Genomic DNA, 23,223 nt, shown 5'->3' on the forward strand with positions numbered 1-23,223 from the left:
CCTGTGCTGCCTCTATCCCTTGAGCTTGTAGCCGAAGCCGCGGACGGTCTCGATCCGGTCCTGGCCGATCTTGGTGCGCAGCCGCTGCACATGGACGTCGACGACGCGGGTGTCCCCGCCCCAGCCGTAGTCCCACACCCGCTCCAGGAGCTTGTCGCGGGACAGGACCGTGCCGGGCGCCGCCGAGAACTCCAGGAGCAGCCGCATCTCGGTGGGCGTCAGGGCGACATGGGCGCCGCCGCGCCGCACCTCCATGCCCTCCGTGTCCACCTCCAGGTCGCCGAAGCGCAGCACGCCGCCGTTCATCCGCCCGGCGCCCTCGTCGCCCGAACTCCCCGCGCCGGCCGAGCCGCCCGCCGGCCCGCCCGCGTGCCCGAACCGCCGCAGGACGGCGCGGATCCGGGCGACGAGCACGGCGCCGTCGAACGGCTTCGTCACGTAGTCGTCGGCGCCGGCCTCCAGGCCGAGGACCACGTCGATGGAGTCGGCGCGGGCCGACAGCATGATCACCGGCACCGTCGACTCGTCCCGGATGCGGCGGCACAGCGAGACCCCGTCGAGGCCCGGCACCATCACGTCGAGCAGCGCGATGTCCGGCTGGTTCGACCGGAACGCCTCCAGGCCCGACAGGCCGTCCGGCATGGCGGTCACCACGAAGCCGTCGCGCTCCAGGGCGAGCTGCGTGGCTTCGCGGATGACGTCGTCGTCCTCGACGAACAGGACATGGGTCTGCTCGGCCATCCGCTCGCTCTCAGTTCTCCTCGGGCGCGGGTCTGACGTCGCCGCCCGCGCTGCCGTATCGGTTGGTCCAGTGGCTGGTCTGCACGAAGGCGTCGTCCCGCCACTCGTAGAGGGTGATGTCCTCACCGGAGGGCAGGGCCACCGAGTCGTCCTTCTCGTACGTCTGCCGCGTGACCGTCAGGCCGTCCCGGTCTATCTCGGCGTACGACGCGGGCTCCTCGGTGCGGAACACATTCTCGTACGCCCCGTCCTTGACGCGATAGACGTACGACCCGATGCCGATGGCGTCTCCGCAGGTCAGGACGTTGACCACGACGTCGTTGCGGGCTCCGCCGGTCAGGTTGCCGTACGCCACGTCCACCGGGTACGCGTCGCCCGCGCAGGGCTTCAGGTCGGCCTTGACCGCCTTGCTGACCTTCGGGTCCTCGCGCACCAGGCGGACCGGGTCCACGGTGTGCTCCTTGCCGGGCGTCGCCGACGGGACCGGCGAGCCCTGCGCGACCTGGTCGCTGCGGGCCGGGCCCTCGTCCCGCGTGCCCGTGCCGCCCGTACTGCAGGAGGCGAGGGCGCACACCGAAAGGGCGAGGGCGGCGAGCGCCGCCGCAGCCGCACTCCCCGCCTTCGCCCCACCGCGCCGTTTCAGGCCGTGCAACGCTCCCGCTCCTCACGTCCGAGCACGCCGCCGGCGCCGGTCTCGGCGTTGCGGCTCTCCAGCTCCTGACGGAGGCGGGCGAGCGCCCGGTGCAGCGTGCTCTTGACCGTACCGGCCGACATTCCGAGGGCGGCGGCCGTCTCCTCGGTCGACATCTGCTCCCAGTGTCGCAGCACGACCACGCTGCGCTGCTTCGGGGCGAGGACCTTCAGGACGTCCATCAGGAGGGCGCGGTCCGCGTGCTGCTCCGTGGAGTCGTCGACGCTGGCGTCCGGCAGTTGCTCGGTGGGGACCTCCTCCAGGCGCCGGGCCCGCCACCACTCGGTCCGCGTATTGATCATCACGCGGCGGAGATAGGCGTCCGCGAGCCGCTTGTCGGCGATCCCGTCCCAGCGGTGGTACGTCCGCACCAGCGCCGTCTGCAGCAGGTCCTGCGCGTCCACCGGGTCGGGCACGAGACGGCGGGCACTCCGCAACAGGGCGTCCTGCCGCGTACGGACGTACTCCTCGAATTCGAGCACCTCGCCCTGCGCCATTCTCGACCGCCTCCGTTCTCACCTGCATCGGACGTGGAACCGGAGTCCTCTCCGGAACATCTCCGAAGCTACGGAGGCGGTGTAACGGCGCTTCGCGAAGCAGCCTGCGGCGGGCGCACGGCTACCCCTCGGTTGTGTAACAGGGGTAAGCGGCGCCTAAAAATCCCCGGTGTTATGCCGGATTCGGCCCGGATACGGGCGGTGTAGGAGCCGTGTAGGGAAACGATTCCCAGGCGTACGCGGCCAGTGGCGTCGCCGGGGCATGCGAAGGCCCGCGCGACCGGGAGTCACGCGGGCCTTGGTCGTCGATTCCGCGACGCCGTACGAGGTCAGCTCAGCGGCAGCCGGTACAGACCGCCCGGCAGCGGCTCCACCAGGCCGTCCGACACCAGCCCGTCGAGCGCGCGGGCCCGCTGCACCGGCTCGTCCCACACCCGGTCGAGCACCGCCTGCGGCACCGGCGCGACGGCCTCGCGCAGCACGGCGAGCAGCTTGCCGCGCACCTGCCGGTCGGTGCCCGCGTACGTCTGGCCGCGCCGGGCCGGGCCCTCGTGCGCCGGCTTGCCGGCCAGCCGCCAGGCGCACTGGGCGGCGATCGGGCAGCGCCCGCAGTCCTCGTTCTTCGCCGTGCAGACCAGCGCCCCGAGCTCCATCGAGGCCGCCGCCCAGCGCGCCGCCGTCGCCTCGTCCTCGGGCAGCAGCGCGCGGGCCAGCTTGCGCTCGGCCGCGGTGGTGGCGTTCGGCGGGTACTGCACGCCGGTCGCCGCCCGCGCGAACACCCGGCGCACATTCGTGTCGAGCACCGCATGCCGCTGCCCGTACGCGAACGAGGCCACGGCCGCCGCCGTGTACTCCCCGATGCCGGGCAGCGCGAGCAGCTGCGCGTGCCTGCGCGGTACGTCGCCGCCGTGCCGCTCCGTTATCGCCACGGCCGCGCCGTGCAGGCGCAGCGCGCGGCGCGGGTAGCCGAGCCGGCCCCAGGCGCGGACCGCCTCGCCGGGCGGCTCCTTCGCCAGGTCGGCGGGGCGCGGCCAGCGGGCGAGCCACTGCTCGTACACCGGCAGGACCCGGCTGACCGGGGTCTGCTGCAGCATGAACTCACTGACCATCACGCCCCACGGGCCCGCGTCGGGGCGGCGCCAGGGCAGGTCGCGTGCGTGCGCGTCGAACCACGCGATGACGGGCGCGTGGAGCGAGTGCGACGCGTCGGGTGCGTCGGGTGCTTGGGGTGTGGAAGCGGTCGCAGTCATGGCACGGCGAGTGTCCCACGGTCGAGTTGGGGGCGGGGACATCGCCGTGCCGTACTCCGTCCACCGCCCCGTCGCCTCAGTGCGTGCGCTCCCCCTGGTACGCCCCGGGCTGCGGGGAAGCAGCCGGGTACGCGGGGACGTCAGCCCGCGTCGCCGTGTCACCGGGACCGGCGAACCAGCGGACCACGTCCGTTGACGAACCCCGCATCGCCGCGACGACCCGGGCGCCGGGGCGGGCGGCGAGCAGCACCACGAGGGCGGCCACGAGCGCGCCGAGCAGCAGGCCGATCGCCACGTCGTGCGGGTAGTGGACGCCGACGAAGACCCGGGAGAAGGCCATCAGGACCGCCATCGGCAACGTCAGCCAGCCGAGCCCGCGCCAGGCGAGCAGCAGGGCGACGGCGGCGGCGCCCGCGATCGTCGAGTGGTTGCTGGGGAAGGACCAGTCGCCGACCGGCGGGCAGTCCACGAGCGGCGCCGCCGCACCCGCGACCGCCCGGCACGGCCGCTCCTCGTCCACGACCGACTTGAACAACTCGCTGACCACATAGGCGAAAGCGGTGCCGAGCGGCGCGAGCACGGCTATCGCGAGGGCGCGTTGGTCGCCGCGGCGGGCGCGCCACCAGGCGGCCACGAAGAGCACGCCGAAGAGCAACAGCCCGGCCTCGGTCCAGACTTCGGCCACGGTCTGCAGCCAGGCGGGGGTGTCGTGGGCGAAGCCGATGATGTCGCGGTAGAGGTCGGAGGTGTCGACCGGAGTGTTGCTTTCCATGCCATCCATGGTCGTGGACGCTACGGACCGCTCCGACCAGCCCACATCTCGCGAACGTCCAGAAACGCACCTGACGAAAGTCAGGGTCCGGTCCGCCGCAAGGTCGGTCTGCGGGCTGATGATCCGTAAAAGTCCGGGCCCGGGGCGGCGGGTGGGGGCCGAGTCGGGGCCGATCTCTCGTAAGGTTTGGGCCGTGGGATCTCTGCGCAATCCGATCGGGCCGCTTCCCTCCTCCATCTACTGGCGCCGGAGGGCAGTTCTGCTGTCCGTGGTCGCGGTGCTCGCGCTCCTCGTGGTGTGGGCCGTGACCGGCGGTGGCGGCAGCGGCGGCGACGGATCCGGTACGCCCGACGGCAAGGCGCCCGCGCCCTCCATCACTCCCGGACCTTCCGGTTCCGGCCCCGCGATCAGTGAACAGCCGGGCGGGCGCGACGAGTCGAGCGACGGCGGCGGTTCCGGATCGGGCGCGGGCGAGGGCTCGGGAGACGGTTCGGGAGCCGGTGACGGCACGGGCGGAACGGCCGGCGGCACCGGCGGCGCCACGGGCGACGTGGGCGAGAACGGCGTCCAGGACGGCTCCGGTTCGCAGGTGCCGGCCGGCTCGGCGCTCGCCAACTGCACGCCGGCGCAGGTGATGTGGACCATGCGCAGCGTCCGTAACGAGTACGAGCCCGGCCAGAAGCCGAAGTTCGAGCTGGTCGCCGAGAACACCTCGGGCTCGCCCTGCAAGCTCGACGTCGGCCCCGAGGGCACGGTCCTGACGATCTCTCAGGCGGAGGGCGGGGACGTCCTGTTCGCCTCGGACGACTGCCCGAAGGGCCCTCGCCATGTGTTCCTGAAGGTGGCGCAGGGCGGGAAGTTCACGCACACGGTCACGTGGGACCGCAAGCCGAGCGAGAAGGAGTGCGCGACCCCGCGCCCCGGCTCCGCCAAGCCCGGCACGTACCTGGTCGAGGCGAAGACCCCGGGCATGCCGACGGTACGGGCGTCGTTCGTGCTGAAGGAGGCGTAGGGGCGCCCGACAGGGGCGCGGGGAACTGCGCAAGCCTCAGCCACGACGGTGGGTCGGACGAACGACGACTGCCCGGCAGGGGCCCGGGGCGCAGCCCCGGAAGCGACCGAGCCCCGGACAGCGGCAGTGCGCGGTCGGCGTAAGACCCGGCCCGCCTAGACGTACCGCTCCAGGATCGAGGACTCCGCCAGGCGGGAGAGGCCCTCGCGGACGCTGCGGGCTCGGGCCTCGCCGACGCCGTCGACCGTCTGCAGGTCGTCCACGCTCGCGGCGAGCAGCTTCTGCAGGCCGCCGAAGTGCTCCACCAGGCGGTCGATGATCGCGCCGGGCAGCCGCGGCACCTTCGCGAGGAGCCGGAAGCCGCGCGGCGAGACCGCCGAGTCGAGCGTCTCGGGCGAGCCCGTGTACCCCAACGCCCTTGCCACTATGGGCAGTTCGAGCAGCTCGGGGTGGGTCAGCTCGTTCAGTTCGTGCAGCGCTTCCTCGACCGTGCGGGAACGCTTCGCCGTCGGCGCCGGCACATAGTCGCGTACGACGAGTTCGCGCTCCGGCTCGACGCCCGCGATCAACTCGTCGAGCTGCAGGGCGAGGAGGCGGCCGTCGGTGCCGAGCTCCACCACGTACTCGGCGATCTCCGTGGCGATGCGGCGGACCATCTCCAGGCGCTGCGCGACCGCCGTCACGTCCCGGACCGTCACCAGGTCCTCGATCTCCAGCGCGGAGAGCGTGCCCGCGACCTCGTCCAGGCGCAGCTTGTACCGCTCGAGGGTGGCCAGGGCCTGGTTGGCGCGGGACAGGATCGCGGCGGAGTCCTCCAGGACGCGGCGCTGCCCGTCGACGTACAGCGCGATCAGGCGCATCGACTGGGAGACCGAGACCACCGGGAAGCCGACCTGCTTGCTGACGCGGTCCGCCGTGCGGTGCCGGGTGCCGGTCTCCTCCGTCGGGATCGTCGGGTCCGGCACCAGCTGCACACCGGCCCGCAGGATCTTGGAGAGGTCCGACGAGACCACGATGCCGCCGTCGAGCTTGCACAGCTCGCGCAGCCGGGTCGAGGTGAACTCCACGTCCAGCACGAAGCCGCCGGTGCACATCGCCTCGACGGTCTTGTCCGAGCCGAGCACGATGAGTCCGCCGGTGTTGCCGCGGAGGATGCGCTCCAGGCCGTCGCGCAGCGCCGTGCCGGGCGCGACCGCGCTCAGCGAGGCGCGCATCAGCCCGTCAGCGCCGGTGCCCCCACCCGACTTGCCGGGAGCTGCCGCCCGGTCATTGGCTGCCACTGCACTCCTCCGGTCGCGGTTTCCTTGCCCTCGGTGTGTACGCAACGCCTGGTGCGCGGTGCCGTACAGCCCCTGCTCGTACGGCCCCTGGTTCGTACGGATGGGCGAGACCGGGGCAAAGTCTACCGGCGGTTCTCCGCCTCCCGTGGGGCCTCTCTGCGACGGGACCTCGGCAGGACGCGCAGCGCGTCCCCCATGTCGGCGACTTCGGTGACCTTCATACCGGGCGGGACCTTGCCCGGATCGCTCGGTACGAGCGCGTGCGTGAAGCCCAGGCGGTGCGCCTCGGCGAGCCTGCGCTGGACGCCGGTGACCCTTCTGACCTCGCCCGCGAGGCCGACCTCGCCGATCGCGACCAGGTTCTTCGGCAGCGGGGTGTCGCTCGCCGCGCTGGCCAGGGCGAGGGCCACGGCCAGGTCGGCGGCGGGCTCGGAGAGCTTCACGCCGCCGACCGTCGCGCTGTAGATGTCGCGTTTGCCCAGGGCGGTGATACGACCGCGCTGTTCGAGCACGGCGAGCATCATCGAGACGCGGGAGGTCTCCAGGCCCGACGTCGTCCGCCGCGGGGAGGGGATCTGGGAGTCGACCGTCAGTGCCTGGACCTCGGCCACCAGCGGGCGGCGGCCTTCGAGGGTGACGGTCAGACAGGTGCCGGGCACGGCCTCGGCGCGGCGGGTGAGGAACAGCCCGCTGGGGTCGGCGAGTCCGGTGATGCCCTCGTCGTGCAGCTCGAAGCAGCCGACCTCGTCCGTCGCCCCGTACCGGTTCTTGACGCCGCGGACCAGGCGCAGGCGCGCGTGCCGGTCGCCCTCGAAGGAGAGGACCACGTCCACCAGGTGTTCCAGGAGGCGGGGGCCCGCGATGTTGCCGTCCTTCGTGACGTGGCCGACGAGGAGCGTGGACATGCCGCGTTCCTTGGAGGCGCGGATCAGGGCGCCCGCGACCTCGCGCACCTGGGCCATGCCGCCGGGGGCGCCGTCGATCTCCGGCGAGGCGACGGTCTGCACCGAGTCCAGGATCAGGAGCGAGGGCTTCACCGCGTCCAAGTGGCCCAGGACGGCGGCGAGATCGGTCTCCGCCGCCAGGTACAGGTGGTCGTTCAGGGCGTTGATGCGGTCGGCGCGGAGGCGGACCTGGCTCGCGGACTCCTCGCCCGTCACATAGAGCGTGCGGTGGTCGTCGCTCGCCGCCTTCGCCGCGACGTCGAGCAGCAGCGTGGACTTGCCGACGCCGGGCTCCCCCGCGAGCAGCACCACGGCGCCGGGCACGAGGCCGCCGCCGAGCACACGGTCCAGCTCGTCCACACCGGTGGATCGGGCCGTGGCCTGGCGGCCGTCGACCTGGCCGATGGGCAGGGCGGAGTTGGTGACGCGGCCGGGGGCCGTCGTGCGGACCGCGGGCGCGCCGTACTCCTCGACGGTGCCCCAGGCCTGGCACTCGGGGCAGCGGCCGAGCCACTTGGCCGTCTGCCAGCCGCACTCCGTGCAGCGGTACGACGGACGGTCCTTGGTGGATTTCGTACGGGCAGCCATGTGCGAAACCGTAGCGGGGGCCACTGACAACGCGGGTTCTGGGCCCGGGGCCGGTCCGTGGATCTTGTCCGGGGTGGGGCGTCGCGGTCGTGGCGGGGGTGGGGTGTGCACCGGCGCGTGCTCCTTTGCGCCCCTGCTCGACCGGCGCGACGGAATGAGGGGTTCCTGTCCCCTTTCGAGGGATCTGTTCACCCGTAAGGATTAAAGGTGCGGAAGCGGGCGGACTGCTACCGGCCGCGGCCCCTACGGTCGCACGCGTGACGACCAGTAGCCCGGAGCATCCCACCAAGACCACCGGCGCACACCGGGCGCACCGTCGTGCGCCCAGGACCGTCCAGCAGGAACCTTCGTTCCGCTACGAGCCCTATCTGGACGGCCTGTTCACGTACTGCCTGTCCGTGCTGTGCGACCACGACGCCGCGACCGCCGCGCTCGGCGACGTCCTCGCGCTCGCCGAGCGGCGGTCGTCACGCGCGCCGGAGAAGCCGGCCGCCCTCCGCTCCTGGCTGTACGCGCTCGCGCGCTGGTCCTGCCTGCGCCGTCTGGCGGAGGCCAAACGGAAACGCCAGGGCGGCGCGCACGTGGCGGGCCGGGCCGCGCAGAGCGGCACCGGGAAGGCGGCCGTCTCCGACGAGGTGGACGGCGAGCGGCGCCGCGAACTCGCGCTGCTCGCCTGGCCGGAGGCCGCCGGCACCACCCCGGAGCAGCGGGAGGCGCTCGAACTCGCGGTGCGGCACGGCCTGTCGGCGGGCGAGGTGGCCGCCGTGCTCGGGCTGGAAGGGGACGCCGCGCGGGAGTTGCTCGCCGCCGCTGCCTGCGAGGTGGAGCGCACCCGGGCCGCGCTCGCCGTCGTCGAGACCGGCGCCTGCCAGGGCATCGTCCGGCTCACCGGCGACAAGCAGGTGTTCCTGGGCGCGGCGCTGCGCCGCGAGCTCGTCCGGCACGTCGACGACTGCCCGCGCTGCCGGCGCACCGCCGAGCGGGCCGGCGCCGCCGCCTGGCCGGGCACCGCGGCCGCGCCCGCCGCGCTGCCCGTCGTCCCGGCGCCGCGCGCGGCCGTGCACGGGGCGATGGCGCAGGCGCCACGCGCGCGTGCGCACGCTCCGCGGTTCGACCGGCGGGGCTTCCCGATGGACCCGAAGGACCACGCCGCCCGCCGCGACCGGATGCGCGCCCGCGCGGTGACGACGACGGTGGTGGCCACGGTCGTCGCGGCGCCCGTGCTCGCCCTGTGGGCGGCGTACCGGGGCGCGCCGCTGACCGGCGAGGGCATGGACGGCCGCTCGGTCACCGCGAGCGAGGAGGGCGGCGCGGGCGCCGACGGCGACCGCGCGGACCACTACGAGAACGCGGGCAACGCGCGCAGCGAGCCCGACTCCCGCTTCACGGAAGGGAGTTCGACGCCGGACGTGTCGGTCGAGGTGATCAGCCCCGGCGCCGCCCCGTCGCGCACGGGCGTGGGCCCCGGCCGCCTCACCGTGGACGCGCAGCCCGGCGGCGGCGACTCGACGCTGATCACGCTGACCGCGTCCGGCGGCGCCCCGGTGCGCTGGTCGGCGTTCGAGGGCGCGTCCTGGCTGTGGCTGAGCCGGACGTCCGGAGTGCTCGAACCGGGGGAGTCGACGACGCTCCGGGTGTACGTCGACGAGAGCCGGGAGCCGGCGGGCACGTGGCACGCGCGCGTGCGGATCGGCCCCGGGAACTCGGTGGTCGTGATCGACGGCCGCGGCGCGGGTTCGCCCTCGCCCAGCGACCCGGGCCGCCCGACCTCGCCGACGCCCACGGACCCCTCGCCGACCGACCCCGGCCCCACCGACCCGACGCCCACGCCGACGGACCCGAGCCCGACCGACCCGTCACCCACGCCGACGGACCCGAGCCCGACGGACCCGAGCCCCACCGACCCGTCGCCCACCGAGCCGACGACGAGTCCTACGGGCACGGGATCGGGATCGCCCAGCCAGTCGGGCTGAGCAGAGACGGTTCAGCAGCCCCGGCAGTGACGGTTCAGCAGTCCTGCCGGGGCCGCCGCGCGCTCAACGCTGCGCGCCCAAGACCTCAGGACGGGTCCGCCGGGTGCGGGGCCACCAGCGGGAGCTGGGAAGCGAGCCGCTCCTCGCAGAGCTGCTCCAGGCGCTCGTACCCCTCCTTGCCCATCAGCTCGATCAGCTCCGGGCGGTACGAGACGTACACCGGCTCGCCCGCGCCGTGCGCCGACGTCGCCGACGTGCACCACCAGTGCAGGTCGTGGCCGCCCGGGCCCCAGCCGCGGCGGTCGTACTCGCCGATGGAGATCTGCAGCACCCGGGTGTCGTCCGGCCGGTCGATCCACTCGTACGTCCTGCGGACCGGGAGCTGCCAGCAGACGTCCGGCTTGGTCTCCAGGGGCTCGCGGCCCTCGCGGAGCGCCAGGATGTGCAGCGAGCAGCCCGCGCCGCCGGAGAAGCCGGGGCGGTTCTGGAAGATGCAGGAGCCCTCGAAGCGGCGGGTCTGGCGCTCGCCGTCCTCGTCCTCCTGGATCCAGCCGGTCTGCGTGCCCACGTCGTGGTGCTGCCAGATCTCCGGGGTGAGCTTGGCCACATGCTTCGCCACGCGCTTCTCGTCGTCCTCGTCCGAGAAGTGCGCCCCGAGCGTGCAGCAGCCGTCGTCGGCGCGGCCCGCCTGGATGCCCTGGCAGCCGCTGCCGAAGATGCACGTCCAGCGCGAGGTCAGCCACGTCAGGTCGCAGCGGAACACCTGCTCGTCGTCGGCGGGATCGGGGAACTCGACCCAGGCGCGGGCGAAGTCGAGGCCCTGCTCGTCCGGCACCGCGGCGGCGGCCTTCTTGCCGTTCTTGCCGTGCTTGGCGTTCTTGGCGTTGGCGTCCTCGGCGTTCTTCCCGTTCTTCTTGGGCGCCTTGGCGGGTTTGTCGGTCTTCGCCTTTTTCGTCTTGGCCACGAATCCAGGGTATGCGTGCGGACCTGGTGGAGGGGACCGGCGGGCCTTCGGAGGGCAGTAGCGTTTTCCGTATGAGACTCGGTGTCCTCGACGTGGGTTCGAACACGGTGCATCTGCTGGTGGTCGACGCCCACCCCGGCGCGCGCCCCCTGCCCGCGCACTCGCACAAGGCGGAGCTGCGGCTCGCGCAACTCCTCGACCCCGCCGGCGCCATCGGCCCCGAGGGCGTCGACCGGCTGATCACGACGGTGCGGGACGCGCTGGAGGCCGCCGAGGACAAGGGCTGCGAGGAAGTGCTCTCCTTCGCGACCTCCGCGGTCCGCGAGGCGAGCAACGCCGACGACGTGCTGCGCCGCGTCAAGGAGGCCACCGGCGTCGAGCTGCAGGTGCTCAGCGGCGAGGACGAGGCCCGGCTCACGTTCCTCGCGGCCCGCCGCTGGTTCGGCTGGTCCGCGGGCAAGCTCCTCGTCCTCGACATCGGCGGCGGCTCCCTGGAGATCGCGTACGGCATCGACGAGGACCCGGACGCGGCCGTCTCGCTGCCCCTCGGCGCCGGCCGGCTCACCTCCGCCTGGCTGCCCGACGACCCCGCCGACCCGCAGGACGTGAAGGCGCTGCGGCGCCATGTGCGGGCCCAGATCGCCCGTACCGTCGGCGAGTTCAGCCGGTTCGGGAAGCCGGACCACGTGGTCGCCACGTCGAAGACCTTCAAGCAGCTGGCCAGGCTCGCCGGGGCCGCGCGCTCCGCCGAGGGGCTGTACGTGCAGCGGGAGCTGAAGCGGAAGTCCCTGGAGGACTGGGTTCCGCAGCTCGCCGCGATGACCGCGGAGGAGCGCGGCGAACTGCCCGGCGTCTCCGAGGGCCGCGCCGCCCAGCTGCTCGCGGGCGCGCTCGTCGCCGAGGGGGCGATGGACCTGTTCGGCGTCGAGACCCTGGAGATCTGCCCCTGGGCGCTGCGCGAGGGCGTCATCCTGCGCCGCCTCGACCACCTCCCGGAGGGCCCCCAGCTGGACGAGAGCGCGGTCACGACCACGGCCTGACCCGTCCTGGCCCGGCCGCGCGAGCGCCGGGAAGGCGGCGCGGCACGGCCGGAGGTCGCCTGCCGGGCGGGGCGCCGCGGCCCGTACCCTGTCCTTCGTGGCAGAACCAGTGGTGCGCATCCCGGATGCGAAGGTCGCCCTGTCCACGGCCTCCGTCTACCCGGAGTCGACGGCGACGGCCTTCGAGATCGCCGCGCGCCTCGGGTACGACGGCGTCGAGGTCATGGTCTGGACGGACCCCGTCAGCCAGGACATCGAGGCCCTGCGCCGCCTCTCCGACTACCACGGCATCCCGATCCTCGCCGTGCACGCGCCCTGCCTGCTGATCACGCAGCGCGTCTGGACCACCGACCCGTGGGTCAAGCTGCAGCGCGCGCAGGCCGCCGCGGAGAAGCTGGGCGCGTCCACCGTCGTCGTGCACCCGCCGTTCCGCTGGCAGCGGCAGTACGCGCGCGACTTCGTCAGCGGACTGTGGCGGATGGCCGACGAGACGGACGTGCGGTTCGCGGTGGAGAACATGTACCCGTGGCGCTACCGCGACCGCGAGATGCTCGCGTACGCCCCGGAGTGGGACGTCACCAAGGACGACTACCGGCACTTCACCGTCGACCTCTCGCACACCGCGACCGCCCGCGCCGAGGCCCTGGAGATGGTGGACCGCATGGGCGACCGGCTCGCCCACGTCCACCTCGCCGACGGCCGCGGCTCCGGCAAGGACGAGCACCTCGTGCCGGGGCGCGGCACCCAGCCCTGCGCCGAGCTCCTCGAACGGCTCGCCCTGGGCGGCTTCGACGGGCACGTGGTCATCGAGGTCAACACCCGCCGCGCGATGTCCAGCGCCGAGCGGGAGGCCGACCTCGCCGAGGCCCTCGCGTTCACCCGGCTCCACCTCGCGTCCGCGCTGAACCGGGCCCCGCAGGCGTCGTCGGAGCACGCGTGACCGCCGGGTCGGCCGGGTCCTCCGGGTCGGCCGGGTCTTCCGGGTCCTCCGGGTCCTCCGGGTCCTCCGGGCCCGCCGAGCCTCCGCGGCGCCGCGGCCGGCCCTCGCGCACCGAGCGGGAGCAGGGGCCCGCGGCCCGCGAGCGGATCCTGCAGGCGGCCCGCTCCGAGTTCGCGGCGCGCGGCTACGACAAGACCTCCGTACGCGGCATCGCCAAGGTCGCCGGGGTCGACGCGGCGCTCGTGCACCACTACTTCGGCAGCAAGGACGAGGTCTTCGCCGCCGCGATCGAGGTCAGCTTCGAGCCCGCCCTGGTCGTCCCCGCCGTGCTCGCCGAAGGGCCCGAGCAGGTCGGTGAGCGGCTCGCCCGGTTCTTCTTCTCGGTGTGGGAGAACCCGGCCACGCGCGCCCCGCTGCTCGCCGTGATCCGCTCCGCGGTGACGCACGAGGCGGCCGCCAAGGCGCTGCGCTCCTTCGTGCTGCGCCGGGTCCTGGAGCGCGTCGCGGGCGACCTCGACGTGCCGGACCCCAAGTTCCGCGCCGAGCTCGCCGCCTCGCACATGATCGGGATCGCCTTCGTGCGGTACGTGATCAAGGTGGAGCCGCTGGCGTCCGTGGACCAGGAGGAGATCATCGCCCAGGTCGCGCCGACGCTGCAGCGCTATCTGACCCAGGAGTGAGCGCGCACGCACGGCCGCGCGGGCTGTCCGGTACGTGAGCCCGAGCCTGCCCGGTACGTGAGCGCGGCGTCCCGCAATCCGGACAGGCTGTCCGGATCTTGGATCTTGGGCGTACTCTCGAATGAGTCTGACCCGTAGTAGGTCCCGCCGATGTGCCGCGGGGCCTGGAGAAGGAAGCGAGCGGCGATGCCCGAGCTGAGGTCGCGCACTGTCACCCACGGCCGCAACATGGCGGGCGCCCGCGCCCTTATGCGGGCCTCCGGTGTACCCGGCGCGGACATCGGCCGGAAGCCGGTCATCGCCGTGGCCAACTCCTTCACCGAGTTCGTGCCGGGCCACACGCATCTGCAGCCGGTCGGCCGGATCGTCTCCGAGGCGATCAAGGAGGCGGGCGGCATCCCGCGCGAGTTCAACACGATCGCCGTCGACGACGGCATCGCGATGGGCCACGGCGGCATGCTCTACTCGCTGCCCTCCCGCGACCTGATCGCCGACAGCGTGGAGTACATGGTGGAGGCGCACTGCGCCGACGCCCTGATCTGCATCTCCAACTGCGACAAGATCACCCCGGGCATGCTCAACGCCGCCCTGCGCCTGAACATCCCGACGGTCTTCGTCTCCGGCGGCCCGATGGAGTCCGGCCGCGCCACCCTCGTCGACGGCACGGTCCGCACGCTCGACCTGGTCGACGCCATGTCGGAGGCCGTCAACGAGAACGTCTCCGACGCGGACATGCTCCGCATCGAGGAGAACGCCTGCCCGACCTGCGGCTCCTGTTCCGGCATGTTCACGGCCAACTCCATGAACTGCCTGACCGAGGCCATCGGCCTGTCCCTGCCGGGCAACGGCTCCGTCCTCGCCACGCACACGGCCCGCAAGGAGCTGTACGAGCGCGCCGGCCGCACGGTCGTCGAGCTCACCAAGCGGTACTACGACGAGGACGACGCGTCCGTCCTGCCGCGCAACATCGCCACGTACAACGCGTTCGAGAACGCCATGGCGCTCGACATCGCCATGGGCGGTTCGACCAACACGATCCTGCACCTGCTCGCCGCCGCCCAGGAGGCCGAGGTTCCGTTCGGGCTCGACGCGATCGACGCCGTCTCGCGCCGGGTGCCCTGCCTGTCCAAGGTCGCGCCGAACGTCGCGGGCAGCCGCACGTACTACATGGAGGACGTGCACCGCGCCGGCGGCATCCCCGCGCTGCTCGGTGAGCTGAACCGCGGCGGGCTGCTCAACAAGGACGTGCACTCGGTGCACTCCGCCGACCTCGACGGCTGGCTGGCCGAGTGGGACGTCCGCTCCGGCACCGCCTCCGCCGAGGCCCTGGAGCTGTGGCACGCGGCGCCCGGCTGCAAGCGTTCCGCCGAGGCCTTCTCGCAGTCCGAGCGCTGGGACACCCTGGACACGGACGCCGAGGGCGGCTGCATCCGCTCCGTCGCCCACGCCTACTCGAAGGACGGCGGCCTCGCCGTCCTCAAGGGCAACCTGGCGGTGGACGGCTGCGTCGTGAAGACCGCCGGCGTCGACGAGTCGATCTGGACGTTCGAGGGCCCGGCCGTGGTCTGCGAGTCGCAGGAGCAGGCCGTCGAGAAGATCCTCACGCAGCAGGTCAAGGAGGGCGACGTCGTCGTCATCCGGTACGAGGGCCCGAAGGGCGGCCCGGGCATGCAGGAGATGCTCTACCCGACCTCGTACCTCAAGGGCCGCGGGCTCGGGAAGGCCTGCGCGCTGATCACCGACGGCCGCTTCTCCGGCGGCACTTCGGGCCTGTCCATCGGTCACGCCTCGCCCGAGGCGGCCTCCGGCGGCACGATCGCCCTGGTCGAGGACGGCGACCGCATCCGCATCGACATCCCCAACCGGCAGATCGAACTCCTCGTCGCCGAGGACGAGTTGAGCCGTCGCGAGGCCGCGCTCGGCGGCACGTACGCCCCGAAGGGCCGCGAGCGCAAGGTCTCGGCCGCGCTGCGGGCGTACGCGGCGATGGCGACCAGCGCCGACAAGGGCGCGGTGCGGGACGTCAGCAAGCTCGGCTGAATCTCTGCCTGTTGCGGTGGGCCCCCTCCAGGGAACTGGCGGGGGCCCACCGTTCGTCGTCATGGGGGACGGCACGCGCAGAGGCGTGCCGCGGACACGGTTCACGGGTTCACGGGTTCACACGGGGGAGAGCAGCATGAGTGAGCAGGTCACGATCAGAGACTCGGTCTCGGCGATGCAGACCGCCGCGGCGAGCACGCGTACGTACACGGTCGTCGCCGACGTCAACGTCCGCTCGGGGCCCGGCACTTCGTACGCCAAGGTCGGCACCCTCAGCGCGGGTACCCGCGTCACGCTGATGTGCCAGGCCTCCGGCCAGACGGTCACGGGCCCGATGGGGACCACGGCCATCTGGGACCGGATAGGCAGCGGGCGGTACGTCTCGGACGCGTACGTGCGGACGGGCAGCGACGGGTACGTGGCGCCGCGCTGCTGAGGCTCCGGGCGGCCGGGGTCTGCCGGCCCGGGGTCGGTTCCGGCCCCGCTCCGGTTCCGCTCCCGCTCCCGCTCCGGTTCCGGTCAGTCGTCCTGCGGCGGTCTCTTCGTGTCGAAGCCGAAGAGCGTGTTGCCGCCCGCGCTCACGATCACGGCGCGGCCGGCCGGGGTGATCCGGGCCGTCGCGCCCATCTCGTTGCCCGGGCTCTCGACGCGGGGCTGCGTGGCCCACAGCGGCTCGCCGTCCTCCGCGTCGAGGGCGGCGACGCGTCCGCTGGCCGAGCCGAAGTACAGCACTCCGTCCGCCGCGACGGGCGCCGAGGCCCACTCGACGCCGGTCTGCCGGGACCACCGCACCCGACCCGTCGCCGGGTCCACGGAGTGCGCCCGTCCGCTTCGCTCCACGAGGTGCAGCGCGCCCGCGACCACCGTCGGGTCGGCGCCCTCGGTCACCTCGACGGGGTCACCGGACGGTCCGCGCAGCGGATGCTCGGTGACCTTGCCGGTGCGCGGGTCGAACAGCGCCACCGCCCCGTACCCGGCGAAGTCGAGGCCCTCCATCCGCTCCTCCACGAGGACCAGCCTGCCGTCCGCCTCACCGGCCGGACGCCACCGGCCGCGCAGCTGCACGGGCTCGCCGAGCCGGCCGTCCGCCGGGTCGATCAGCCGCAGCGTCGGCCGCGTGACCTGCACGGACTCCACCTCGGCCGTCGAGGCGCAGAGCGCGTAGAGCCGCTCCGCGCGCGGGTTCGGCGCGTACGGCGCGCACTGCGTGCCCGGCGGGAAGGCGCGGGACCAGCGGAGCTCGCCGTGCCCGCCCGCCCGGCGCGCCTCGATCCGGGTGCCGGCCGGGTCCACGCTCAGCACGTCCCCGCGGTACAGCTCCGCGCTCTGCGTACGGCCCGTCAGCAGCGTCGACTCCCCGCCGAGCGGCGCCGACCAGCGCTCCTCGCCGCCCTCGGTCAGCGCGACGGCCTGGGCGGAGCCGGATCCGGCGGGGACGCGGTAGCCGATCACGGTGAGATCTGAACTGCCGCTTCCGCTCCGGCTGTTGCTCTTGGCGGAAGCGGTGCTGTCGGCGGCGGTGCCCTCGCTGCCGGCGCCCGTCGAGTCGGCGCCCTCGCCGTCGGCCCCCTTCGGGTCGGCCCCCTCGGCGGCCCCCTTCGCGTCGGACGCCCCCGAAACCCCCACGAAGTGCATCCCGGAGACCGGCACTCCCGGGCTCCGCACCGCCCACAGCCGCTTGCCGTCGGCCGCCCGCAGCCGGGTGGCGACGACCCCGCCGCCCCCGCAGTACACATCCGCGCCGCGCGTCACGCAGCGCAGCTCGTCCGGGATGTTCTTGCCGCCGGGCACGGCCACCTGCCACGGCTCGAACCCCTCGGGCAGCGGCTTCCCGGGCGCCCCCGCACCGCCGTCCTCGCCCCGCGCCGCGTTCTGCGTGCCCGCGCCGCGGTCCGGGCCGAGCAGGGCGACGCCGCTCGCGACGGCCGCCACGGCGACGGCGGCGGCGAGCACGGACCGCCAACGCCTGCGCAGGCCGGGCCCGATGCCGGTCAGCGTCCGCGAACCCGTACGCCGCTCCACCTCGTCCGGCAGCCGCCCCGGACCCCCGCCGCCCTCCGCGAGCCCGCGCGTCCCGTCCGCCGCGAGCCCCCGAGCCCCGCCCAGCACCCGCGTCGCCGAGTCCACGGAAAGTCCCGCGGCCGTTCCCGCGGCAGCCGTGCCCGTACCGCCGCTCTCGCCGAAGTCCTCCGGCAGCGCCAGGAGTTGTCCGAGCAGCTCGTCCGTGGACGGCCGCCGCGCCGGGTCCTTCGCCAGGCAGGGCTCGACCAGGGCCCGCACCGCGGTGGGCACGGCACCCAACTCCGGCTCTTCGTGCACCACTTGGTACGCCGTCAGGTACGGGCTGTCCGCGTCGAAGGGCGCCTGCCCCGTCGCCGCGTACACGAGCAGCGTCGCCAGCGAGAACACGTCCGACTCCGGGCCGACGTCCCGCGGCGACTGCAGCTGCTCCGGCGACATGAACGGCGGCGTGCCGATGACCCGCCCCGTCATCGTCAGCGTCTGGTGGTCGGCGGCGCGTGAGATGCCGAAGTCGATCACCCTGGGGCCCTCCGCCGAGAGCACCACGTTGGACGGCTTGAGGTCGCGGTGGACCACGCCGACCCGGTGGATGTCCCGCAGCGCCTCGGCCAGGCCGACGGCGAGGGTGCGCAGCTCGGCGCCGCCCAACGGCCCGCCCGCCGCGATCCGTTCGGTGAGCGTGGGGCCCTCGATGTACGCCGTGGCCATCCAGGGGTGCGCGCCCTCGGGGTCGGCGTCGACCACGGCCGCCGTGAACGCGCCGCTGACCTGCCGGGCCGCCGAGACCTCCTGCCGGAACCGGGTCCTGAACTCCTCGTCGTCCGCGAACTGCTGGTGGATCAGCTTGATCGCGATCCGCCGCCCCGACGCCGTACGCGCCAGATAGACCGTGCCCATGCCGCCCGCGCCGAGCCGTGCCTCCAGCGGATAGCCGCCGATCGCCTCCGGATCCCCTGACCGCAGCCGCACTGCCGCCGACCTCCCCCAGTCGCCCCCGGCCGTTCGCGCCCGGCCGCCCGACCAAACTAGCGCGCCGCGCCGACAACGGCCGCCCTCGGGGGCGGTAGCGCGTGCTCCGCATACCACCGCCGCCGCGCGCCACCAACGGGCAGCCACGACGGACTGACAGCCGGGCCACGACAGACTCACCGCCGTGCACCGGCAGCGACCGCCGCCGCGGGCGATAATCGGCACCGTGAGCGACACACCCGAACCGGCGCCCCGCCCCGCCACCGCGTCCTCCGGCGGCCCCGAGCCCGAGCCCATCCGCTTCTTCGGCACGACCTGGGTGGACCACTCGGGCAAGTACGGCCTGCGCCGCGCCGCCGTCGCCCTCGGCTCGCTCTCCCTCGCGTTCGGCGGCTGCCTGCTGCTCCGCTTCGCGTACCAGGGCCTGGAGATCGCGCAGGTCGGCGCCTTCGTCGACGTACTGGTCGTGGCCGTCTTCGCGATCTGCGGCGCGCTCGCCTTCCGCCGCACCTGGGACGGGTACAGCCGCCGCCCGGACCCGCAGACCCAGCAGTCCCTCCGCTCGATGCTCGCCATCGGCTTCATCGGCGCCCTGCTCGCGTACTTCCTGCGCACCTTCACCGAGGCCCCCGGCGAACAGCTCCGCCGCGCCGAGTACGAGACGGCCCGCAAGCAGTACGCGCGCCGCACCTCGCGCCGCGCGGGCAACCCGGCCAACCGCACCAAGAAGCACACGTAGCCGCCGGCGGCCGACCGGTCCCCTCCCTTGACGCCCCGGCCCGGCCGGGAGGATTATTCATCACGTGATGAATTACGTCTCTCGGTACTCGTAGCCGTCGTTCCGGAGGTGACGCCCCCGTGCCCACCGCAAGCCACGCCGCAGTCCACGCCACCGCCCTCTCCGTCGTACGCGGCGGCCGCACCGTCCTGCGCGACCTCGCCTTCGACGTGCCGCGCGGCCAGATCACCGGCCTCCTCGGCCCCTCCGGCTGCGGCAAGACGACCCTGATGCGCGCGATCGTCGGCACCCAGGCCAAGGTCACCGGCACGCTCCAGGCCCTCGGCCGCCCCGCCGGCGCCCCCGACCTCCGCTCCCGCATCGGGTACGTCACGCAGGACCCGTCCGTCTACGACGACCTGACGGTCCGCCAGAACCTGGACTACTTCGCCGCCGTCCTCGACCCGGGCCGCGCGTCCGCCGCCCGCCGCCGCGCCGACGTCGCCCGCGTCATCGAAGACGTCGACCTCACCTCGCACCGCGACGCCCTCGCCGGCACCCTCTCCGGCGGGCAGCGCAGCCGCGTCTCGCTGGCCGTCGCCCTGCTCGGCAGCCCCGAACTCCTCGTGCTCGACGAGCCCACCGTCGGCCTCGACCCGGTGCTCAGGCGCGACCTGTGGAACCTCTTCCACACCATCGCCGACCGCGGCACCACCCTCCTCGTCTCCTCGCACGTCATGGACGAGGCCGAGCGCTGCCACCGCCTCCTCCTCATGCGCGAGGGCGCGATCCTCGCCGACGACACCCCGGACGCCCTGAGCGGCACCACCGGAAGCGTCGAGTCCGCCTTCCTCCGCCTGGTCGACGAGGCCGACGCCCGGGCGCACGCCGAGTCCGGCGCCGGGCCCGACGCCCGCGCGGGCACGGACCGTACGACCCCCGACCGACAGGAGCAGGCGCGATGACGACCCGAGCCCCTCAAACCGCCCCCGCCCGCGTCACCGCCTTCTCCGCGCCCCGTACGTTCGCCACCACCGCGCGCGTGCTGCGCCAACTCCGCCACGACCCGCGCTCGATCGCACTGATGCTGTTCGTGCCGTGCGTGATGCTGCTCCTGCTGCGCTACGTCTTCGACGGCAGCCAGCGCACGTTCGACACCATCGGCGCCTCCCTGCTCGGCATCTTCCCGCTGATCACGATGTTCCTGGTGACGTCCATCGCCACCCTCCGCGAGCGCACCTCCGGCACCCTGGAACGCCTCCTCGCCATGCCCCTCGGCAAGGCCGACCTGATCCTCGGGTACGCCCTGGCCTTCGGCCTCCTCGCCGTCGTCCAGTCCGCCCTCGCGACCGGCCTCGCCCTGTGGGTGCTCGGCCTCGACGTCGTCGGCTCGCCCTGGCTGCTGCTCCTGGTCGCCCTCCTGGACGCGCTGCTCGGCACGGCACTCGGACTGTTCGTCTCCGCGTTCGCGAACTCCGAGTTCCAGGCCGTCCAGTTCATGCCGGCGGTGATCTTCCCGCAGCTCCTGCTCTGCGGCCTCTTCGCCCCGCGCGACACCATGCACCCGGTCCTGGAGGCGATCTCGAACGTCCTCCCCATGTCGTACGCGGTCGACGGCATGAACGAAGTCCTCGCGCACACCGACGTCACCGCCGACTTCATCCGTGACGTCCTCGTCGTCGCCGCCTGCGCCCTCCTGGTCCTCGCCCTCGGCGCAGCCACCCTCCGCCGCCGCACCCCCTGAGCCGTACCGCCCATCGGACAGCCGGGCCGGGCGTGCGGCCGCGATGCGAGGATGACGGTGGACGACTCACCGGAAGGCACCCGCTCATGACCCAGAAAGTCGCAGTCCTCGGCACCGGCAAGATCGGTGAGGCCCTGCTCAGCGGAATGATCCGGGCCGGCTGGGCCCCCGCCGACCTGCTGGTCACCACCCGCCGCGCCGAACGCGCCGAGGAACTCCGCACCCGCTACGGCGTCGACCCGGTCAGCAACGCCGACGCCGCCAAGCGGGCCGACACCCTGATCCTCGCCTGCAAGCCGCAGGACATGGGCGCACTCCTCGACGAACTCGCCCCGCACGTCACCGCGGACCGCCTGGTCATCAGCGCCGCGGCCGGCATCACGACGGCGTTCATCGAGGAACGCCTCCCCGGCAGCACCCCGGTCGTCCGCGTCATGCCGAACACCCCGGTCCTCGTCGACGAGGGCATGAGCGTCATCTCCGCCGGCTCCCACGCCAGCGCGGACGACCTGGCCCACGCCGAGGCCATCTTCGGCGCCGTCGGCAAGACCCTCCGCGTCCCCGAGGCCCAGCAGGACGCCTGCACGGCCCTGTCCGGCTCGGGCCCGGCGTACTTCTACTTCCTCGTCGAGGCCATGACCGACGCCGGCATCCTCCTCGGCCTGCCCCGCGACAAGGCCCACGACCTCATCGTCCAGGCCGCCATCGGCGCCGCCGTGATGCTCCGCGACAGCGGCGAACACCCGGTCAAGCTCCGCGAGAACGTCACGTCCCCCGCGGGCACCACCATCAACGCCATCCGCGAGCTGGAGAACCACGGCGTACGCGCGGCCCTGATCGCCGCTCTCGAAGCGGCCCGCGACCGCAGCCGCGAGCTCGCCTCCGGCAACGGCTGAGGACAGCCGCGGCGCCGTTCCACGTACGTGTAGAACGGCGCCGCGCCCGCCGCCTCAGGCAGGCATCAGCCCCATCGCCCGGTACGCGGCATCGACCGTCGGCCGCGCCATCGCCCGCGCCCGCTCGGCCCCGGCCCGCAGCACGGCATCGACCCCGGCCGGATCGGCGCACAGCTCCCGATGCCGCTCCCGCACCGGCCGCAGCACTTCGACCACGGCCTCGGCGGCCGCCTTCTTCAACTCCCCGTACGAATCGAAGGCCCCGCTCAACTCCTCGGGCCCGCGCCCTTCACAGGCCGCCAGAATCTCCAGCAGATTCGACACCCCGGGCTTGGCCTCCCGGTCGTACACGACCTCCCGCCCACTGTCGGTCACGGCCCGCAGCACCTTCTTGCGTACGACTTCGGGCTCGTCGAGCAGATAGACGATCCCTGCGGTCGAGTCGTGCGACTTGCCCATCTTCGACGTCGGGTCCTGCAGATCCATCACCCGCGCGGCGACCTTCGGCGGCGTGGCCCGCGGCACCACGAAGGTGTGCCCGTACCGCTGGTTGAACCGCACCGCCAGATCCCGGGTGAGCTCGACGTGCTGCGTCTGGTCCTCACCCACGGGCACCTCGTCGGCCCCGTAGGCCAGGATGTCCGCCGCCATCAGCACGGGATACGTGAGCAGCGAAAGCCGCACACTCCCGCCCCGCTCCCGCTCCAGGACGGACTTCTCCTTGTACTGGATCATCCGCCGCATCTCCCCGTCGTTGGCGACGCACTCCAGGAGATACGAGAGCCGCGCATGCTCGTCGACATGGCTCTGCACGAACACCGCGCACTTCTCCGGGTCGAGCCCCGCCGCGAGCATCAGCGTCGCGGCCTGCCGACTGAGCCGGCGCACCCGCGCGGGATCGTGCTCGATCGTCAGCGCGTGCAGGTCCACCACACAGAACAGGGACTCCGCGCGGTGCTGGTCCACCTCGACCCACTGGCGCAGCGCGCCCAGGTAGTTGCCCAACGTCAGGTGCCCGGTCGGCTTGATGCCGCTGAAGATCCGCGTCACTTGTCTTCGTCCTCCTGAGTCGTGGCCGCCGCCGTCCGCCGGCCGAGCCGCGGTCCTCAGGAAGGGGATACGCAAACGGCCGCCGAGGCGGCGGCCGTTGATGCACACGTGAGTACGGCCGCCGTCAGGCGGCCCACCACTGCTGGGTGCACGCGTGCGTAGTCACAGAGCCACCATAGCGACCGCGGCCCGAGGTTGACAGGGCCATACGGCCTACGTAGAGTCCTTCGAGTTGTCCGACGTGAGCGCCGACTTCGGTTGGTCCCCGGACAGCCATTCAGCAAGAACCCAAGGATCGAACCGCGCATCGTCGCGGTCTTCTTTTCGTGCGCTTTTGCGGAATGTGGAATCCGCGTTCGAAAGGACGCAGCCCCGATTAGGTTCGGGACGAGGATTCCGCTAAAGTCTCACT

21 protein-coding genes are annotated in these 23,223 nt (G+C 73.2%); 11 read left to right on the plus strand and 10 right to left on the minus strand.

Annotated elements, in window-relative coordinates; translation table 11 throughout:
* Positions 1-12: 12 nt before the first annotated feature.
* From cseB to ACIDOF_RS30405, 5 genes are all read right to left on the minus strand, one after another.
* Positions 13-741, minus strand: coding sequence for a two-component system response regulator CseB (cseB, locus tag ACIDOF_RS30385; protein ID WP_409009363.1), 729 nt, complete (start codon positions 739-741; stop codon positions 13-15).
* Between the two features lie 10 nt (positions 742-751).
* Positions 752-1,393 carry a hypothetical protein gene (locus ACIDOF_RS30390; protein WP_409009364.1) on the minus strand — a complete coding sequence of 214 codons (642 nt, stop codon included), beginning with the start codon at positions 1,391-1,393 and terminating at the stop codon, positions 752-754.
* Positions 1,381-1,929 carry a SigE family RNA polymerase sigma factor gene (locus tag ACIDOF_RS30395; protein WP_409009365.1) on the minus strand — a complete coding sequence of 183 codons (549 nt, stop codon included), beginning with the start codon at positions 1,927-1,929 and terminating at the stop codon, positions 1,381-1,383. Before ACIDOF_RS30395 ends, ACIDOF_RS30390 begins: the two co-directional genes overlap by 13 nt.
* Positions 1,930-2,258: 329 nt before the next feature.
* Entirely contained in the window at positions 2,259-3,179 is a 921-nt protein-coding gene (locus ACIDOF_RS30400; protein WP_409009366.1) for an A/G-specific adenine glycosylase, read from the minus strand.
* Positions 3,180-3,255: 76 nt separating this feature from the next.
* Positions 3,256-3,951: a phosphatase PAP2 family protein gene (locus ACIDOF_RS30405; RefSeq protein ID WP_409009367.1), complete on the minus strand. Its 696-nt coding sequence runs from the start codon at positions 3,949-3,951 to the stop codon at positions 3,256-3,258.
* 193 nt (positions 3,952-4,144) lie between these two features.
* Between ACIDOF_RS30405 and ACIDOF_RS30410 the strand changes: the two genes are divergently transcribed.
* Positions 4,145-4,963, plus strand: a complete 819-nt coding sequence (locus ACIDOF_RS30410; RefSeq protein WP_409009368.1) for a hypothetical protein — start codon at positions 4,145-4,147, stop codon at positions 4,961-4,963.
* 155 nt (positions 4,964-5,118) lie between these two features.
* On the opposite strand, the gene disA is transcribed toward ACIDOF_RS30410, so the two are convergent.
* Together disA and radA are read right to left on the minus strand one after the other, a co-directional pair.
* The gene (gene disA, locus ACIDOF_RS30415; RefSeq protein ID WP_409009369.1) at positions 5,119-6,243 is read right to left on the minus strand and encodes a DNA integrity scanning diadenylate cyclase DisA; all 1,125 of its coding nucleotides are present in this window, start codon (positions 6,241-6,243) and stop codon (positions 5,119-5,121) included.
* A 122-nt stretch (positions 6,244-6,365) separates the two neighbouring features.
* Positions 6,366-7,775, minus strand: coding sequence for a DNA repair protein RadA (radA, locus tag ACIDOF_RS30420; protein ID WP_409009370.1), 1,410 nt, complete (start codon positions 7,773-7,775; stop codon positions 6,366-6,368).
* A 257-nt stretch (positions 7,776-8,032) separates the two neighbouring features.
* Here radA and ACIDOF_RS30425 point away from each other — a divergent pair, with 257 nt between their 5' ends.
* Entirely contained in the window at positions 8,033-9,748 is a 1,716-nt protein-coding gene (locus ACIDOF_RS30425; protein WP_409009371.1) for a BACON domain-containing protein, read from the plus strand.
* An 85-nt stretch (positions 9,749-9,833) separates the two neighbouring features.
* On the opposite strand, the gene ACIDOF_RS30430 is transcribed toward ACIDOF_RS30425, so the two are convergent.
* Entirely contained in the window at positions 9,834-10,712 is an 879-nt protein-coding gene (locus tag ACIDOF_RS30430) for a hypothetical protein (protein WP_409009372.1), read from the minus strand.
* A gap of 71 nt (positions 10,713-10,783) precedes the next feature.
* On the opposite strand from ACIDOF_RS30430, the gene ACIDOF_RS30435 reads away from it, so the two are divergent.
* The 5 genes from ACIDOF_RS30435 (at position 10,784) to ACIDOF_RS30455 (ending at position 15,848) form a co-directional block, all read left to right on the plus strand.
* Complete coding sequence (locus ACIDOF_RS30435; RefSeq protein WP_409009373.1) at positions 10,784-11,752, plus strand: Ppx/GppA family phosphatase; 969 nt, start codon at positions 10,784-10,786, stop codon at positions 11,750-11,752.
* Positions 11,753-11,849: 97 nt separating this feature from the next.
* Positions 11,850-12,692 carry a sugar phosphate isomerase/epimerase family protein gene (locus ACIDOF_RS30440; RefSeq protein ID WP_409009374.1) on the plus strand — a complete coding sequence of 281 codons (843 nt, stop codon included), beginning with the start codon at positions 11,850-11,852 and terminating at the stop codon, positions 12,690-12,692.
* Complete coding sequence (locus tag ACIDOF_RS30445; protein WP_409009375.1) at positions 12,689-13,372, plus strand: TetR family transcriptional regulator; 684 nt, start codon at positions 12,689-12,691, stop codon at positions 13,370-13,372. The genes ACIDOF_RS30440 and ACIDOF_RS30445 overlap by 4 nt, the downstream gene beginning before the upstream one ends.
* A gap of 186 nt (positions 13,373-13,558) precedes the next feature.
* Positions 13,559-15,412, plus strand: coding sequence for a dihydroxy-acid dehydratase (gene ilvD, locus ACIDOF_RS30450; protein ID WP_409009376.1), 1,854 nt, complete (start codon positions 13,559-13,561; stop codon positions 15,410-15,412).
* Between the two features lie 136 nt (positions 15,413-15,548).
* Positions 15,549-15,848, plus strand: coding sequence for an SH3 domain-containing protein (locus ACIDOF_RS30455; RefSeq protein WP_409009377.1), 300 nt, complete (start codon positions 15,549-15,551; stop codon positions 15,846-15,848).
* Positions 15,849-15,931: 83 nt separating this feature from the next.
* On the opposite strand, the gene ACIDOF_RS30460 is transcribed toward ACIDOF_RS30455, so the two are convergent.
* On the minus strand, positions 15,932-18,403 hold the full coding sequence (locus tag ACIDOF_RS30460) for a protein kinase domain-containing protein (protein ID WP_409009378.1): 2,472 nt from the start codon (positions 18,401-18,403) through the stop codon (positions 15,932-15,934).
* Positions 18,404-18,629: 226 nt separating this feature from the next.
* On the opposite strand from ACIDOF_RS30460, the gene ACIDOF_RS30465 reads away from it, so the two are divergent.
* The 4 genes from ACIDOF_RS30465 to proC all read left to right on the plus strand — a co-directional run bounded on the left by ACIDOF_RS30465 (position 18,630) and on the right by proC (position 21,761).
* On the plus strand, positions 18,630-19,142 hold the full coding sequence (locus ACIDOF_RS30465) for an EamA/RhaT family transporter (protein ID WP_409009379.1): 513 nt from the start codon (positions 18,630-18,632) through the stop codon (positions 19,140-19,142).
* A 119-nt stretch (positions 19,143-19,261) separates the two neighbouring features.
* Positions 19,262-20,086 (plus strand): ABC transporter ATP-binding protein, encoded by an 825-nt coding sequence (locus ACIDOF_RS30470; RefSeq protein WP_409009380.1) that lies wholly within the window; start codon positions 19,262-19,264, stop codon positions 20,084-20,086.
* Positions 20,083-20,865 carry an ABC transporter permease gene (locus ACIDOF_RS30475; RefSeq protein WP_409009381.1) on the plus strand — a complete coding sequence of 261 codons (783 nt, stop codon included), beginning with the start codon at positions 20,083-20,085 and terminating at the stop codon, positions 20,863-20,865. The genes ACIDOF_RS30470 and ACIDOF_RS30475 overlap by 4 nt, the downstream gene beginning before the upstream one ends.
* Positions 20,866-20,951: 86 nt before the next feature.
* Positions 20,952-21,761: a pyrroline-5-carboxylate reductase gene (gene proC, locus ACIDOF_RS30480; RefSeq protein WP_409009382.1), complete on the plus strand. Its 810-nt coding sequence runs from the start codon at positions 20,952-20,954 to the stop codon at positions 21,759-21,761.
* Positions 21,762-21,815: 54 nt separating this feature from the next.
* Here proC and trpS read toward each other — a convergent pair whose 3' ends face one another.
* Positions 21,816-22,811 carry a tryptophan--tRNA ligase gene (gene trpS, locus ACIDOF_RS30485; protein WP_409009383.1) on the minus strand — a complete coding sequence of 332 codons (996 nt, stop codon included), beginning with the start codon at positions 22,809-22,811 and terminating at the stop codon, positions 21,816-21,818.
* Positions 22,812-23,223 lie beyond the last annotated feature (412 nt).

The sequence above is a fragment of the Streptomyces sp. Da 82-17 genome (assembly GCF_046098215.1).
GTDB lineage: Bacteria > Actinomycetota > Actinomycetes > Streptomycetales > Streptomycetaceae > Streptomyces.

Coding starts and splice junctions, on each gene's coding strand:
- ACIDOF_RS30400 (WP_409009366.1), bottom strand. CDS start 3,179: ATGACTGCGACCGCTTCCACACCCCAAGCACCCGACGCACCCGACGCG.
- proC (WP_409009382.1), top strand. CDS start 20,952: ATGACCCAGAAAGTCGCAGTCCTCGGCACCGGCAAGATCGGTGAGGCC.
- ACIDOF_RS30395 (WP_409009365.1), bottom strand. CDS start 1,929: ATGGCGCAGGGCGAGGTGCTCGAATTCGAGGAGTACGTCCGTACGCGG.
- ilvD (WP_409009376.1), top strand. CDS start 13,559: ATGCCCGAGCTGAGGTCGCGCACTGTCACCCACGGCCGCAACATGGCG.
- ACIDOF_RS30405 (WP_409009367.1), bottom strand. CDS start 3,951: ATGGAAAGCAACACTCCGGTCGACACCTCCGACCTCTACCGCGACATC.
- ACIDOF_RS30435 (WP_409009373.1), top strand. CDS start 10,784: ATGAGACTCGGTGTCCTCGACGTGGGTTCGAACACGGTGCATCTGCTG.
- cseB (WP_409009363.1), bottom strand. CDS start 741: ATGGCCGAGCAGACCCATGTCCTGTTCGTCGAGGACGACGACGTCATC.
- radA (WP_409009370.1), bottom strand. CDS start 7,775: ATGGCTGCCCGTACGAAATCCACCAAGGACCGTCCGTCGTACCGCTGC.
- ACIDOF_RS30455 (WP_409009377.1), top strand. CDS start 15,549: ATGAGTGAGCAGGTCACGATCAGAGACTCGGTCTCGGCGATGCAGACC.
- ACIDOF_RS30475 (WP_409009381.1), top strand. CDS start 20,083: ATGACGACCCGAGCCCCTCAAACCGCCCCCGCCCGCGTCACCGCCTTC.